Source organism: Treponema berlinense (genome assembly GCF_052273165.1).
Taxonomy (GTDB): Bacteria; Spirochaetota; Spirochaetia; order Treponematales; family Treponemataceae; genus Treponema_D; species Treponema_D berlinense_A.
This window is the reverse complement of record NZ_DAVZIU010000007.1, coordinates 19,051-33,839: the sequence shown is the minus strand read 5'-3', so window position 1 is coordinate 33,839 and position 14,789 is coordinate 19,051. Positions and strand designations below refer to the sequence as shown.

The window sequence follows — 14,789 nt, the reverse complement described above, 5'->3', positions numbered from 1 at the left end:
ACAACCTTGAATATTCTTGAGGCAAAAAAATACGGAAAGGAGCAGCTCAAAAACTCTCCTTCTCCCGACCTGGATGTTTCTGTGCTTTTGCAGTTTGTTACAGGGTTTGACAGAACGCAACTCCTTTTAAAACGGGATTGCAATCTGTCAAAAGAACAGGAAACAAACTTTTTAGATGCAATTAAGCGGCGAAAAACAGGTCTTCCGGTTGCCTATATTACCGGACACAAGGAATTTTACGGTTACGATTTTTATGTCACTCCGGCAGTTTTGATTCCAAAACCAGACACTGAGATTCTCATTGACCTGGCATTAAATTCTCTCGCGCTTTTTTATTCAAAAAACGAAAATAAAGACGGAAGCATAAAAAAAATTCCCGAAATCTGCGACATGTGCAGCGGAAGCGGCTGCGTTGGAATCTCTGTACTCAAGGCGCTTTTAGAAAATGACGGAATTCCAGTAAACTGCCTGCCAAAAATGACATTTGTCGATATTTCAGCAGACGCTTTGGAAATTACCAAAAAAAACGCAGAAAGGCTTTTGGGTGAAGGCGAAAAATTAAACAATCCAGAAAACCTGACTTCCGCTCTTTCAAAAATCCGGTTCATTCAGTCCAATTTGTTTGAAAACGTACCTTTTTCTTTTGATTACATTTTGACAAATCCGCCTTATGTTCCTCATTCTGAGAGTCTTGAGCTTTTAAAAGACGGCAGAAGCGAACCTTTGCTTGCTTTGGACGGCGATGTTGACTCTGACGGAGAATATTCGGGAACAGAAGACGGTCTTTTTTTGATAAAAAGGCTTGTTCCACAGTGTTTTGAGCATCTTGTCTGTAGCGGAACTCTGATAATGGAAACTGGAGAATACAATGCCGAACAAACCGCAAAACTTTTTGAAAAGACGGGTTTTAAAAACGTTCACATTGAAAAAGACCTGAACGACAGGCTCAGAGATATAACTGGAACAAAACCTCATAGCCTTGCTTTTTTTGGCATTGCGTAAAGAGCTTCAATTTCTGATTCGCTCAAAGTCCTGTATTCTCCGGGTTTTAAACTTTCGTCAAGAACAAGTCCTGCCATTTTTATCCGTCTTAAAAAAACAACTTCGTTTCCAAGCGCACGGAAAATTCTTTTTACTTCGTGAAATTTTCCTTCTGTCAGAGTGATTTTGCATTCATTTTCGTTTAACCAGTCGATTTTTGCTCCACCGCTTTTTTGTTCACCTGCTTTTTTTTCTGGCGGAAGTACAAGCCCAAGCTCTGCTTTTTTAACGTATTTTTTTTGCTCAGAAGGGGAAACTGAATTTTTAAGTCCAACAAGATAAGTTTTTTCAATTTTGTTTTGAGGTCGCGTCAAAAAATCAGAAAGTTTGCCGTCGTTTGTAAAAAGCAAAAGCCCTTCCGTGTCTGCGTCAAGCCTGCCAACAGAATGAAGTTTTGCGCCATTTTCGTCAGCCAAAATCTCTTTTGGAAAAGTTTCATAAACAGTCTGCCGCCTGTCGCTTACCCTAGAACAAACAAAACCAGACTTCTTGTTCATGAGAAAATAAAATTTTATCTTAGGAATATGTTTTTTACGCATAACAGGGTTTTGAATTGCAAGGAAGCAATTTTATGCCAACGATTTTACGCAAAAAAGTTCTATGCCTTCGCCAGTAAATTTTTGTTTTACAGCTTTTACGACGGCTTTAACCATGGATAAATCTTTGTCGTCAATATACGAAATCAAAAGAAAATTTGTTTCTGGCCAAGTTGAATTTCCAAGTTTATAACTATTTTTTCCGCGCCCAGTCACAAGAGGCACGATTGTATATTGTATATCAGGAACTTTTTCTTCCAGCAAAACCGTTATTTCTTCCTGAACCGACTGATTGGCAATAATCTCACAACGAACCATTATAAACTCCTAAAAAAGAACAATGCGCCAAGGATGGCGCAATAATGTAAAGAGAGAAAAATCTGTTTGCCTTTTGGAGAACAGATTTTTCTCGTTAAAACAAAATTGCAAGGAAGCAATTTTGTTTTTATTTTTCGCCCGTCAAAATCACTTCGATCCGGCTTTTTTCGCGTTTTTTTTCTTTCATTATAAGTGAATACAAAACGGGAATAAAGAAAAGAGTTACAAAAGTTGATGATGTAAGCCCTCCTACAACTGCAACTGCTATAGGTTGAACCATGGCCGCACTTCCTTCTGTCGCAAAGCACATAGGAATCATTCCGAGAATTGTAGTTAAGGTTGTCATCAATACTGGACGCAGACGGCTTACTCCGGCTTCAAGACACGCGTCTTTCATTTTTCGTCCACGGTCTATAAGCAAGTTCGTGTAGTCAACCAAAATAATTCCATTGTTTACTACGATTCCGACAAGCATGATAATTCCGACCGCGCTTGTCATACTGAACGCCTGCCCCGCAAATTTAAATATGAATACAACTCCAATTATCAGGAACGGAATTGTCGTCAAGTTGATTATCGGCGCTTTAAAACTTTCGTAAGTTCCTGCCATTACACCAAATACAAGAAGAATCGCCATTATTCCTATCAAAAGATATGTCCTTCCCTGATCTTTTGTATCTTTCCATGCTCCTTCGTAAACCACAGAAACACCTTCTGGAATAATAAAACTTTCTGCAATTCCATCTTTTATTTCCTGAACAATTTCTGTCGAATTTCGGTCTGTTTTTTTGTCTGCCGTCACAGTAACTCGCCGAGTCTGATTTTCGCGGCGGATTGTAACAGGACCAAGACCTTTTTTTACTTCCGCAAAATTTGCAACACTTACCATGCCGTTTGTGCCTTTTACGTAAATCTGCTCAAGGTTTGCGGTAGATTTTCTGTCGTTTGGCTCGTAAAGAAGAATCATATCGTACTCTTTGCCGTTTTCGCGGTAAGTTGTCGCTGTAACACCGTTTATTGCGTAATTGATTTCTTTTGCAACCGTCGTCACATCAACTCCAAATGAATAAGCGCGCTGCCTATCAATTACAATCTGAATTTCAGGAAGTCCACGGTCTGTATCGATTGAAACTTCTCCGATATCATCAATTTTTTCCATTACACCTCGAATTTGAGAGGCAATGTCCATAGCCTTGTTCAAATCATCGGAACGCACACGGATTTTGAATTCGGAACCTGTCATCTGCCGTCCAAATCCCTGACTAAAAGTAAATCTTGCGCCTGGATACGAATTAAAATATTTTCTGAGTTTAGTCTGCACTGTATCAGAAGTATCAATTTGTTTGCTCGAATCTTCTGGCAAATTGATTTGAATAGAACCTTTGTTTGTGCTTGAAGTCCGGCCTGTTCCAATAGAAGTGATTACAGTCGTATAGCCCTGAATTTCTTTTTCGACAATTTTTTCAAAATCTTTTAAGACAGCTGTAGTTTCAGAGAGCGGTGTTCCGTTTGCAAGAGTCAAATTCAGTGTCACACTCGAGTCCGTTCCGTTATTCATCATGTTGACTTTTAAGGTTGGAATCAAAAGAAACGACATTAAAAGCGCGCAAATGCAGACAAAAACAGTCAAAGCTCTGTGCTCAAGAGCAGCTTTTAAGCCTTTTCTGTATGCATTTGTAACCAATGTCATTGGAATTTCTAAAATTTCGTAGAATTTGGCGAGCGGTTTAAATCGAATCGGTTTTTCCGCCCTGTTTGTAAGAGGCAAAAATACACCTGCAAGAACTGGAACTAAAAATACTGCAACAAAAAGAGAAGAAACAAGTGCAATTACAACGGTAAAAATAATTCCCTTGAACATCTGTCCCATCATTCCAAGTTCTTTTATAAAGAAGATAAATGGCAAAAATACGCAGATTGTCGTAAGGTTTCCAGAAGTTACGCTCATGAGCATTTCCTGTGAACCTAAGACAGCGGCAATTTTCGGTTTTGCGCCACGGCTTCTGTAAACATAGATATTTTCAATCATTACGATTGATGCATCTACAATCATTCCAACACCCAAAATCAAACCGGTCAAAGTCATCATATTGAGGGTGATTCCGGCAAAATTCATTGCTAAAAGAGTGATTATAATTGAAAGAGGAATTGAAATTGCGATTATTAAGGTTGATTTTCCCGATTTTAAGAACAAAAAGAGAATCAAAACTGCGAGTATAAGCCCTGAATATGCCGAATCCAAAAGCGTTGCAATCGTATCGTTAATTGATTCTGAGTCGTCAGAAATTACATCGAGTATTACATCGCTTGGCATAATATCCTGAATTTCTGCAATTTTTTCGCGAGTCGCCTTTGCAACGGTAACAGTGTTTTTTCCAGACTGTTTTGTAACAGAAACGTAAATACCCGGAAGTCCGTTAATGTAAACTTCGCTCGACTTGTCTTTGTAACCCATGTAAACATTTGCAAGGTCGCTCAGGCGCACAACATAATTATTTTTTGTCGTGATTATCGTGTCCGCAACTTCTTCTACGCTGGAAAATTCTCCTGTAGTTCTGATTGTGTAATCTGTTTCGCCTTCGTTGATTTTCCCACCACCAAGCTCAAGATTCTGTTTAGAAAGTGCAGACGAAAGATTTGCCATTGTAAGACCGTAAGCCGAAAGCCTGTTCTGAGAAACATCAACTCTCAGGATTTTTTCACGTCCGCCAGAAACGCTCGCCTCTGCAACTCCGTCAACCTGCTCAAGAAGATCTACAATCTGGTCTTCGGCGATTATTTTTAAGTCGTCGTTTGAACGGTTTCCACGAACTGCAATTCTCATAATCGGCATAGAATCCGCATTCATTTTAAAAATCGAAGGAGAACTTGCATCGTCCGGAAGACTTCGCGTTACGCGGCTAATTTTGTCGCGAATATCGTTCGTAACGCTTTCCAAGTCCGTCCCATAATTAAATTCAAGGCTGATTGAAGAAGAACCTTCAGAAGATGTGGAAGTGAGAGATTTTAATCCGCTCAAGGAAACTAACTGCCCTTCCAAAACTTTCGTAACCGTTTTTTCTACAGATTCTGGACCTGCATTTTTATAAGTCGTACGAACATTTATGTAAGGAGAATCAACATCCGGCATCAAACTTACAGCAACATTTTTAAGAGTAAAAATTCCGATTGTTCCAAGCAGTGCAAAAACGATTAACGTTAAAACAGGATGCTCAAGAGTTTTTTTTGAAATAGACATAAGTTCCTCACTTTTTTCGCATAGTCATCAGTTCTTTTTTGTCGGGCTAGAAATATCCAGTATTTTTGAACCGTCACCCAAACTCGTCATCCCCTGTACAACAACTTTATCGCCTGCTTTTACACCGCTTAAAATCTGAACATATCCGTCAACGGTTTTTCCTTTTTCTACTTTTACTTTAGAAACGGTTTCGCTGTCACCAGAAGAATTTACAATATACGCAAAAAAATCATCTCCGTTCTGAACAAGCGCATCCGACGGCATTACGACAGCACCCGAATAATCTTCCGTATAAAGCTTAACTTTTGCAAACATTCCGGCATTTATGCGTTCGTCGTGGCGGTCAAAAGTCAAAATAACTTCTTTTGTACGGGTTGTTGCGTCAACAACAGGCGAAACTCTATTCACTGTTGCCACAAAAATCACACCAGGATATGCTTCTACAGAAACTTCAGCCTTCAGCCCTTTTTTTAAAACCGCAACATAACGCTCTGGCACATTTGTCGTAACCTGAAGGTTATTGATATCGCCGATTATCGCAATCGCCGTGCTCGTAGTAACTTTTTTGCCGTTTTTAAGCGGAGTCGAAATCACACTTCCGGAAATCGGCGCGTAAACTGGACTTGAACGGTAATTTGTTCCAGGTTCACTCGGATCAACATAGGCGATTATGTCGTTTTTCTTTACGCTGGAACCAAGCATGACAGAAGTCGAAATTACTTTTCCGCCCATATCCGGATAAACCGAAACCGAATTTTGACTTTCAACTTCTCCATTCGTGTTTACATAACCGTGAAGAGTTGTAATTTTTGCCGTCATTGTCCGAACAGAAACAACGGCACTGTTTCCGCCGCGTCCGCCTCTTCCGCCAAAACCAGCCGTTTTTCCAGAAGATTTTCCGATTGTTTTTGCATAAACTGCCGTCAAAACAACTGCAATAAGTGCAACAGCGGCAACAATAAACGATTTTCGTATTTTCATTTTGTCAAGCTCCCAAAATCAGCACCGATTGTGCTTTCTAATTTCATTATAGTTTTTGCAAGGGTCAAAATCTCGCTGTTAAGAGAAACCTTTGCCTGTAAAAGCGTATTGTTTGAATTCTGCAAGAAAAGCAAATCTTTTGTTCCGCGATTGTACGCTTCTCTCGTCATAGAATAATTTTTTTCGGCAAGCCCAACATTCGCCTGCTTGTATTTTATTGCTTCCTGGCTCTGCTTTATTGAACGCAGGCTTGAATTTATAGTCCGAATAAAAGTTTTTCTTTCGTTATCAATCTGAAGCTCAAGATCAGAAACCTTATCCTTTGCACTGTCAATTGCATTGTTTTTTTGCGACCACGGCAAAACTCCGTCCAAAGGAATTGAGGCGCTCAAACTAACAGAAGCCGTTTTTTTAGGATCAGAAGCCTCGTCTTTTCCAACATACCAGGAAGAATCTTTCCAGGACAAATTTGCATTCAAAGACGGCGCAAAAGCCGAAAAACGCTTGTCCATTACAGATACCTTTGCGCTTTCAAGCTGAGATTCGAGGGTTTGAAGAGTTGCCGAAGTCACATTTTTTTCTTCAACCTTAATTTCGCCCAAATAAAGATAATCGTCCAGAGAACCTGTAAATTCAATTTCGTCAGCAATCGCAAGTCCCAAAACCTGCTTAAAATTATCAAGGTCGTTGATATAAGTCGTGTAAGCATTTTCAACCGTTGGAATCTTCGACTTATAGTTTACTTCCGCGCTCAAAGCGTCAACTTCGCTCAACCTGCCGGCATTGTATTTTTGAAGATTGCTTTCGTACTGCTGCCTTGCAATTCTTAAATTTTCTTCCTGAAGTTCAATGTTTTCCTTTTCGTACAAAAGTCCGTAATAAGACTGGCGGACAGAAAGCTCAATCTGCCTGACAGCCTCGTCAAAACTGATTTTACTCTGTTCAAAAGCAAGCTGAGCGCTCTTCATCGAAGTAAAAAGATTTGCCGAAAGCGAAACGGAAACGCTCGCATTAACGCCAAAACTCGCATTGTAGTCAGAAGACTGGTCGCCTCCCGTCAAAAAATCAACCGGAACAGTCGAACTTGCGCCAACAGCCACACTCGGACTCAAAGAATTCCAGCTGTCTTTTTTTGCACGTAAAGCCGCATCGAGAGTAATTTTCTGCCTTTTTATCGAAACATTGTTTTCTTTTGCAATTTTAACCGCGTCTTCCACCGAAAGAGCGTATTTTTTTTCATTTTCCGCCGCATAAACATTTGCCACAAGCAACATTCCGGCAAAAATAACTGTCTTAAAAACCGTCTTTTTCATCAAAAGCCATTCCTGTTTTATATTTTTTTTGGGGTGGGGCCATTTTTGCTTTCGCAAAAACCGGGCTTTCCGTACTTCCGCGCCACTGCGCTCCATTCCTGCGTTGCACTCCGGAACGCCTCCGGCGGTACTTCAATCCCTTGTCTATTTGTTTTTCGCCAGCAAAATCTCGCAGCGTGCTTGCACGTACAAATCCCTTGTACGTTTTTTACCTATAAATTCTTTTTATTCTTCCATTATAAACTTTTATTTCTAGTTTTTTCATTAGAAAATGAAAAATCAAAAATAAGAAAACACTTATTTTTATTAAATTTTTCAGTTAAAAAAATATTTTTTAACAATTTGTAATAACTTTATAATGACTGCAAATTGTGATATTATCTAAACAAATTTGCCTGTATTCAGATACATAAAAAATCTGATGGGAGATGTTTTATGGCATTCGACATCATTACGAACAGCACGGAATTTGACAAAGAAATTCTGTTAAATCAGTTTTTTGCCACATTTGGAGAAAATTATACTCAGCAGGAAAAAGACTTGTTTACACAAGCCTGGAACTTTCTCTGCGAAAAAACATCTGCCTTAACGCGTTCCTGCGGAAAACCATATCATCTGCATCCAATGCGCGTTGCTTCAATTCTGGCAGAATCAAAAATGGACGGAGAATGTATTGTCTGCGGTCTTTTGCATTCAATTTTTGAAATTCCAGACATAACCACAAACGAAGTCGAAGAGAAATTCGGAACAGTTATCGAAAGAATTGTTTATGATACTTCAAGAATCACTGGCATGAAAATCAATGCAAACTCAATCCAGCAAGCGGACAATATCAGAAAAATGCTCTTTGCAATGATTGATGACGTTCGCGTAATCCTCGTAAAACTTGCCGACCGTCTTGACCGAATGCGCCACCTAAAATCTATCGAAGAAAAAAAACAGCGTCTTGTTGCAGCTGAAGTAATCGACATTTGGGCTCCGCTTGCAGATCGTCTTGGTATGCAAACTATTAAGAACGAACTTGAAGATTTAAGCCTAAAATATTCAAACCCAGACGTTTTTCAGCAAATTAAGGCGATTGTAAATCAAAAACAGGGAGAAAGAGCCTCTTACCTCGATAAGGCAGTTCAAGCCATCTACAAGGCTTCGGAAAAAGCTGGAATAAAAGTGACAGTTTCGAGCCGGGCAAAGCATTTTTATTCAATCTACAAAAAAATGCAAAAGCGCAACGTTCCTGCAGCCCAGCTCTACGACCTTCTTGCGTTGCGTGTAATCTGCCAGACAAATGCAGAATGTTACACTTTGATTGGAATTGTCCACGGACTGTGGAAACCAATGGAAGGCCGTTTTAAAGATTACATTGCCATGCCAAAGGCAAACGGCTATCAGTCGCTCCACACAACCGTCATGTGCGAAGGTCGACCTCTCGAAATCCAAATCCGAACCCAAGAAATGCACGAACAGGCAGAGCACGGTGTTGCGAGCCACTGGCTTTACAAAAAAGGAACAAATCACGACAAAGTTGATGTAAGCAATCTCGGAATTTTCAATCAATTGCAGACACTCAAAAACGAAAAACTCTCGGACGAAAGTTTTTTTGCTGAATTAAAAGGAGAACTTCTTTCTGACGAAATTTTCGTATTCACTCCAAAAGGCGACGTCATTCATCTTCCTGCTGGAAGCAACGCAATTGACTTTGCATACCGCGTGCATTCAAAAGTTGGCGAAAAAATCGTAGGAGCAAAGGCAGATGGAAAAATCATTCCTCTCACACAGCCACTCAAGAACACACAGATTATCGAAATTATTACAAATCCGCAGGCTCATCCGACAGAAAGCCAGTTAAAATCTGTGCACACGTCAAAAGCCCGCTCCAGAATCCATAGCTGGCTTGTTGCAAACGATCCTACTTTTGTGGACAAGGCAGCAGAAGCTCAGAGGGCAGCAGATTTAGCTGCAAACAATGGAAGAGCACGCTCAATCCAGGAAGAAAAAAAGCGAAAACGTTCCGTAAATCTGGAACTTGCAGAAAAAAAGGTTGATGAGCGTTACACTGGCGAAGTAAAAGTCGAAGGAATGAAAAATGTATTCTATAAACTTGCAGGCTGCTGCCGACCAAAACCGGGAGATGTAATTGTAGGATACTCAAGCACCCGCAACGGAATCATGGTTCACAGGGCAGACTGTCTTACCTTCCAGCGAATCGAAAATATCGAGCATAGAATGGTCGATGTTTCGTGGGCCGTAAGGGAACTGCCTCAAAAAAAAGTATAAATCTGCAAAAAAATACCCTGCCTCGAGTTTTTAACAATGCTTTGGCAGGGTTTTGTTTTTTACAAAATTTTAGCGTCCTGTATAACGAACCTGACCTTCAACAAAATCCGGATTTTTTGTGCGGATTATTGTTCCAGCAAAAATTTCTGCTTTTGTATAAATTGCACAGTCGTGATCTGGATTTACCCAGTCGAGGATTGTGCCGTTTTTTGGATTTACAAAAATGTAGTCATTTCCGCAAAGTTTTTCTGACAGAATATCCGGGCTTACAAGTTCCAGATCAGTCCCTTTGTCCGTTTTGTTGAGCGATTCGTAAAGATAAAGCCTGTATCCGTCAATTTTTTTAACAGAGTGAACAACTTTTTCCGGATGCTCTTCAAGATCCTTTTCTACAGCGGAGCGCATACGCGGATCCATTTCTTCAAGTTCTTTCTGGCGTGCTTTTTCTAGTTCTTCGCCATTTTTAAAGACTTTTTCCAGGTCGCTTCCGGTGATTTCTTCAATAACAGAACCAGCCATATCGTAAGGACTGTCGCTTGCTCCAACTGTAGTTTCGTCAGCATGGGCACGGCTGTAATAAAAACCAGTTGTACTTTCGCGGTGAGGAACTTCTTTTAAACTTGAAATAAAAGGAGCCGCTTCTTCGGCAGAAATTTTTCCTTCGAGGGCATCGAGTGCTTTTCGGTAAGCACGTGTAACCATCGAAACGTAATAAATCGACTTCATTCGTCCTTCAACCTTGATTGCATCGACTCCAGCCTTTTTCATATCAGCAAGATGTTCAATCATGCACAAGTCTTTTGAAGAAAGAATTGCCGTAAAGTCGTCGCCTTCAAAAACAGGAAAATATTCTCCTGGACGTTTATGTTCCTGAAGAACAAGGTTTCCGCTCTGAGCAAGAGCTTTTGCCTGAGCCTGAGTTAATTTTGACTGACTTCCATCTGCGCAAGAAAGGGAAGGAACAGTTTCGAGAAGATTTACAGTTTTTCCGTCAGAAAGGTGGAATTCAGGATTTTTAATGCCAACATCAAAATCCCAGCGACAGGACTGAGAACAAAAACCAGACTGTGCACTACGACCTGTAAGGTAGGCGCTCATAAGACAACGTCCAGAATACGCAATACACATTGCGCCATGAGCAAAACATTCAAGCTCAACATCAGGATTTGCGTCTTTAATTTCACGAATTTCATTCAAACTTGTTTCGCGTCCGAGAACAACTCTTTTAAAGCCGATTTTATTGTACATTTTTACGGCTTCTTTATTCATGCAGCTGGCTTGAGTTGAAAGGTGAAGATGAGCATTTGGAAAATTCTTTTGCAAAATGTCGACCATTCCCAAATCCTGCACTATAAATGCATCAATCGGATACTGCTTAAAATAGTCAAGATTGTCCAAAAAAGCCTTTATGTCCTGATTGTGAAAAGCAATATTCAATGCACAAAAGAGTCTTTTTCCAGGAAAGCGTTTTTTTAATTCAATTACGCGTTTATATTCGTCTTCGTAAAAATTGTCGGCTTTTACGCGCAATGAAAATTTTTTAAGTCCAATGTAAGCTGTGTCTGCTCCGTAATTATACGCATAAGACAATTTTTCGATATTTCCAGCAGGGCAAACCAATTCCATCGTTATAAACCTTCCTTAATTTTTTGTACTGTAAAAAGCCGTCCGATTTTTTCAACGGCAAGATGCGATTCTTCAAAATATTCATCCGCAAGCTGAAACATTGCCGGCATATTTTTCCAGACATCCAAAGTGCATTTTCCGCCAGCTTCAAGAAGAATTCTTTCCATTCGTTCAGCATCATCAAGCAAAAACTCATTTTCTCCCATTTGAATATAAACAGGAGGAAAAGAACGAAGCTGCTCTTTTGTAGCGCGAAGCGGAGAAACAAAAGGAATGTTCCGGTTATTTTGAAAAGTATACATTTCTGCGGCACGGAACATTGATTCTGCGGTATAAAGCTCATCGCAAACTTTTTTTTCTGTAAATTTTTTAGAATCAGCCCCAAGATCAAGCCAAGGACTAAAAAGCACGATTTTTGCAATCGAAGAACGGAGTTTTTCAGAAAGGCTCAAAACAAGACCAAGCGCAATCGAAGCACCAGAACCGTCAGCCATTATAATTATTTCTGATTTTGAAGCATCGGGATTTTTTGAATTATCGTATTCAAGTGAATTTGCAACAAGCTCTTCAGTGTAAATAGTCCTAAAAACATTTTGAACATCTTCGAGAGAAGCAGGATAAGCGTGGGTCGGAGCAAGCCGAAATTCTGGAACAACGGCACGAGCGCTTGCAGCAGCGGCAAGAGAAGCAGCAAAATTACGGTAAGCCTGTTTTGAACCACCGACAAAGCATCCACCGTGAATATAAAGAATTATCCGTTTTGTAATGTAAATTTCCGGCAAAAAAAGGTCGCAATTAACTCCAGCATAAGAACGTTCTGAACATTCGACGTTGTTAGGCAAGATCGAATTTGTAAAAACTGAATCAAATTTTGTCCTAAACGATTTTACATCGGATTTTAACGAGAAAAATAAGTTTTTCAGTTTTTTTAATGCGGCTTTGCGATTTCCGGAAAGATTCATAATAGAATAGCACAATAGCATAATATTAAAAATTTTGCTACAGTTACGACTATGCCAATAAAAATTCAAAGCAACTTGCCAGCACGCACAGTGCTAGAAAACGAAAATATCTTTGTAATGACGGAAAATCGAGCCGCCACACAGGATATTCGTCCTCTAAAAATAGCAATTGTCAATTTAATGCCAACAAAAGAAACAACAGAAACACAACTGCTGAGGCTTTTGGGAAACACCCCTCTTCAAATAGACATTTCGCTTGTCAGAATGGAAAATCATGCTGCAACTCATGTAAGTTTGGAGCATCTTGAAAAATTCTATATTCCATCGAGCGACATTTTAAAAAACAAATACGACGGTCTTATAATTACTGGCGCTCCTGTCGAACAGATGCCGTTCGAAGATGTCGATTACTGGAATGAACTTTGCGACATCATGGATTATGCAAAAAAGAACGTTTTTAGCACACTTTACATCTGCTGGGGAGCACAGGCAGGACTTTATCACAATTACGGCATAAAAAAAGTTCAACTCGAAAAAAAAGCATTTGGCATAATTCCAAACCACAAAGTTACAGAAAATGACCCTCTTCTGCGCGGATTTGACGATATCTTTCCAGTTCCGACAAGTCGCCATACAACAGTCAGCAGAAATTCAATCTTAAAAGTAAAAGATTTGACCGTTTTGGCAGAAAATCAAGAAAACGAAATTACTCTGTGCAAAAGTTCAGACAACCGCTCGATTTTTATGATGGGACATCTTGAATACGACACTGAAACCCTTTCAAAAGAATACTGGCGCGATAGAAAAAAAGGGCTTCCAATAGAAATTCCCTTAAACTATTTTCCAGAAAACAATCCTGAACAAAAACCATACAACATTTGGAGAAGCACGGCTCATTTGTTTTTCAGCAACTGGCTAAACTATTACGTTTACCAAGACACGCCATACGACCTCGAAAAAATTTAGCATTCTCGACACTTTGTCGTAAAAAAACAACAACAAAGCAATCTGACCGCTATTTTTCTACATGCATCCAGGTTAATTCGTGTTTATTGTAATGAAGGTGAACAACACGGCTATTCGGAATATCGGCAAACTTTTTTACGAGTTCCCAGTCGATTTCGCCCTGCATTTTTATCGTGCAAATCATATTTTTTGTGCGGCCACTCTCCAGCCAAAGATTTATCCATTCTAAAAGGCGCTCTGGATAGCAGATTACATCGCTAAAAACCCAATCAAGTTTTTGACAGTCAAGTTCTGCGCAAACTTCTTCTGGTTTTAAGGTAAACGCATCATGTGCCAAAAATTTTACGTGAGAATCTTCCATAAGGGAAGGAACAAGTTCGGTCCGATCAACAGCAAAAACGTCCGCTCCAAGAGCGCGCAAAACCCAAGTCCAGCCGCCAGGACAGGCACCAGCTTCAAAACATTTTGAGTTTTTTCCAGGAAGTTCAACTCCAAAAAAATGATGGGCCAGTGTCAGGCTTTCCTGAATTTTAAGATATGCACGGCTTGGAGGATTTTCGTGGTCTTCTACAAAATTTATAAGTCCGGCAGGAATTGAACTCGAAGTTATAGCTCCCGCAAAAATCGTTTTTTCGTCAATTAAAGTGTAAAGTCCCATCGGCGATTTTGGGATTTCGAGAGAAAAATGTTTTTCGCCAGTTTCTTCATTAACCTTAAAAAAATTCTTGTCCTTTAAATTGATGTAAGGCAGTTTTTCCTGAATTAAAGTTCCGCGTCTAAAAAATTGATACTGATAAGGCGCCCAATTCCGCTGAATTTCTTTTAGAGCACGTGCTGCTTCTCCAATTGATTCAAAACGAAGCAAAAACGGCTCTGTCAGGGTAACGCTCGCCCAATACGGCAAATCTCCGTTTTTTGCAGATTTAGTTTCTGGCCTGGAATTGACGCAAAAATCAGGACAATAAAGCAAATCGCCAAACCACTGGCATTTTTGGCTGGCAAAAGCTGAACCTGAAATTGTTGCGGCAGAAAGAATTTTTCCATACTTAAAACGTCTGGAAAGTTCAGAAGTAAGGAGATTTTTACATTCAGGAAAAGCAAGAAAAGCAGTTCCTTCTAATTTTGTTATACAAACTGGCATGTGTCACCTTGAAGCATTACTCCATCGAGTTTTTCAACCATTTCTTCTTTTTGGCGCTGCAAAATATAAGATTGCAACGCTTCAGAATCCAAAGAATGAAGAAAAAGAAATCCCGCTTCCGAAGAGCCGTCGTCCTTTTTATTAAACCACTGAGGATGGCACATTAAAACCAAGGCATCTTTACCAGCGCGAGAAAGACGAAAATGAATTTCGTAATCATTTTCCATATTGATTGAAACAGGCGCGTCATAATGAACTTTACAGCCACTCAAACTGATGTCTTCGAGAGCACCTGCAACAGGAGAAATCTCCGTACATTCGGCACGCCCAAAATCATTAAAGCGAATGTCTTTTCGAAAATTTAAATCCATGTTCGTAAGATTATGAACAATA

At 39.8% G+C, this 14,789-nt stretch carries 12 protein-coding genes; 3 read left to right on the top strand and 9 right to left on the bottom strand.

The window, feature by feature from the left end:
* Nucleotides 1–6 precede the first annotated feature (6 nt).
* Nucleotides 7–1,002: a peptide chain release factor N(5)-glutamine methyltransferase gene (prmC, locus tag ACT6XC_RS03920; RefSeq protein WP_443740866.1), complete on the top strand. Its 996-nt coding sequence runs from the start codon at nt 7–9 to the stop codon at nt 1,000–1,002.
* Here the strand turns inward: prmC and ACT6XC_RS03915 are convergent.
* The 5 genes from ACT6XC_RS03915 to ACT6XC_RS03895 all read right to left on the bottom strand — a co-directional run bounded on the left by ACT6XC_RS03915 (nt 972) and on the right by ACT6XC_RS03895 (nt 7,427).
* Entirely contained in the window at nt 972–1,538 is a 567-nt protein-coding gene (locus ACT6XC_RS03915) for a pseudouridine synthase (RefSeq protein WP_443740865.1), read from the bottom strand. The genes prmC and ACT6XC_RS03915 overlap by 31 nt on opposite strands.
* Nucleotides 1,539–1,610: 72 nt before the next feature.
* A complete protein-coding gene (locus ACT6XC_RS03910; RefSeq protein WP_443740864.1) occupies nt 1,611–1,895 on the bottom strand; it encodes a PG0541 family transporter-associated protein in 285 nt (94 codons plus the stop codon).
* 127 nt (nt 1,896–2,022) lie between these two features.
* Nucleotides 2,023–5,133 carry an efflux RND transporter permease subunit gene (locus tag ACT6XC_RS03905; RefSeq protein ID WP_443740863.1) on the bottom strand — a complete coding sequence of 1,037 codons (3,111 nt, stop codon included), beginning with the start codon at nt 5,131–5,133 and terminating at the stop codon, nt 2,023–2,025.
* A 27-nt stretch (nt 5,134–5,160) separates the two neighbouring features.
* Nucleotides 5,161–6,114: an efflux RND transporter periplasmic adaptor subunit gene (locus ACT6XC_RS03900; RefSeq protein ID WP_443737786.1), complete on the bottom strand. Its 954-nt coding sequence runs from the start codon at nt 6,112–6,114 to the stop codon at nt 5,161–5,163.
* The gene (locus ACT6XC_RS03895) at nt 6,111–7,427 is read right to left on the bottom strand and encodes a TolC family protein (RefSeq protein WP_443740862.1); all 1,317 of its coding nucleotides are present in this window, start codon (nt 7,425–7,427) and stop codon (nt 6,111–6,113) included. The genes ACT6XC_RS03900 and ACT6XC_RS03895 overlap by 4 nt, the downstream gene beginning before the upstream one ends.
* Nucleotides 7,428–7,862: 435 nt before the next feature.
* On the opposite strand from ACT6XC_RS03895, the gene ACT6XC_RS03890 reads away from it, so the two are divergent.
* Nucleotides 7,863–9,701, top strand: a complete 1,839-nt coding sequence (locus tag ACT6XC_RS03890) for a RelA/SpoT family protein (protein WP_443737788.1) — start codon at nt 7,863–7,865, stop codon at nt 9,699–9,701.
* A gap of 69 nt (nt 9,702–9,770) precedes the next feature.
* Here the strand turns inward: ACT6XC_RS03890 and ACT6XC_RS03885 are convergent, their stop codons facing one another.
* Both ACT6XC_RS03885 and ACT6XC_RS03880 read right to left on the bottom strand, forming a co-directional pair.
* Nucleotides 9,771–11,327 (bottom strand): peptidase U32 family protein, encoded by a 1,557-nt coding sequence (locus ACT6XC_RS03885; RefSeq protein WP_443740861.1) that lies wholly within the window; start codon nt 11,325–11,327, stop codon nt 9,771–9,773.
* Nucleotides 11,328–11,329: 2 nt separating this feature from the next.
* Nucleotides 11,330–12,289, bottom strand: a complete 960-nt coding sequence (locus tag ACT6XC_RS03880) for an alpha/beta hydrolase fold domain-containing protein (protein WP_443740860.1) — start codon at nt 12,287–12,289, stop codon at nt 11,330–11,332.
* A 51-nt stretch (nt 12,290–12,340) separates the two neighbouring features.
* Between ACT6XC_RS03880 and metA the strand changes: the two genes are divergently transcribed.
* Entirely contained in the window at nt 12,341–13,255 is a 915-nt protein-coding gene (metA, locus tag ACT6XC_RS03875) for a homoserine O-acetyltransferase MetA (protein ID WP_443737791.1), read from the top strand.
* A 49-nt stretch (nt 13,256–13,304) separates the two neighbouring features.
* Here the strand turns inward: metA and ACT6XC_RS03870 are convergent, their stop codons facing one another.
* Together ACT6XC_RS03870 and ACT6XC_RS03865 are read right to left on the bottom strand one after the other, a co-directional pair.
* Nucleotides 13,305–14,396: an SAM-dependent methyltransferase gene (locus ACT6XC_RS03870; protein WP_443737792.1), complete on the bottom strand. Its 1,092-nt coding sequence runs from the start codon at nt 14,394–14,396 to the stop codon at nt 13,305–13,307.
* Nucleotides 14,381–14,767 carry a hypothetical protein gene (locus ACT6XC_RS03865; protein ID WP_443737793.1) on the bottom strand — a complete coding sequence of 129 codons (387 nt, stop codon included), beginning with the start codon at nt 14,765–14,767 and terminating at the stop codon, nt 14,381–14,383. The genes ACT6XC_RS03870 and ACT6XC_RS03865 overlap by 16 nt, the downstream gene beginning before the upstream one ends.
* Between the last annotated feature and the right edge of the window lie 22 nt (nt 14,768–14,789).

Excerpts from the sequence above, each read along its gene's own strand:
- ACT6XC_RS03915 (WP_443740865.1), bottom strand. The coding sequence starts at position 1,538 with ATGAACAAGAAGTCTGGTTTTGTTTGTTCTAGGGTAAGCGACAGGCGG.
- ACT6XC_RS03910 (WP_443740864.1), bottom strand. The coding sequence starts at position 1,895 with ATGGTTCGTTGTGAGATTATTGCCAATCAGTCGGTTCAGGAAGAAATA.
- ACT6XC_RS03905 (WP_443740863.1), bottom strand. The coding sequence starts at position 5,133 with ATGTCTATTTCAAAAAAAACTCTTGAGCATCCTGTTTTAACGTTAATC.
- ACT6XC_RS03900 (WP_443737786.1), bottom strand. The coding sequence starts at position 6,114 with ATGAAAATACGAAAATCGTTTATTGTTGCCGCTGTTGCACTTATTGCA.
- ACT6XC_RS03895 (WP_443740862.1), bottom strand. The coding sequence starts at position 7,427 with ATGAAAAAGACGGTTTTTAAGACAGTTATTTTTGCCGGAATGTTGCTT.
- ACT6XC_RS03890 (WP_443737788.1), top strand. The coding sequence starts at position 7,863 with ATGGCATTCGACATCATTACGAACAGCACGGAATTTGACAAAGAAATT.
- ACT6XC_RS03885 (WP_443740861.1), bottom strand. The coding sequence starts at position 11,327 with ATGGAATTGGTTTGCCCTGCTGGAAATATCGAAAAATTGTCTTATGCG.
- ACT6XC_RS03880 (WP_443740860.1), bottom strand. The coding sequence starts at position 12,289 with ATGAATCTTTCCGGAAATCGCAAAGCCGCATTAAAAAAACTGAAAAAC.
- metA (WP_443737791.1), top strand. The coding sequence starts at position 12,341 with ATGCCAATAAAAATTCAAAGCAACTTGCCAGCACGCACAGTGCTAGAA.
- ACT6XC_RS03870 (WP_443737792.1), bottom strand. The coding sequence starts at position 14,396 with ATGCCAGTTTGTATAACAAAATTAGAAGGAACTGCTTTTCTTGCTTTT.
- ACT6XC_RS03865 (WP_443737793.1), bottom strand. The coding sequence starts at position 14,767 with ATGGATTTAAATTTTCGAAAAGACATTCGCTTTAATGATTTTGGGCGT.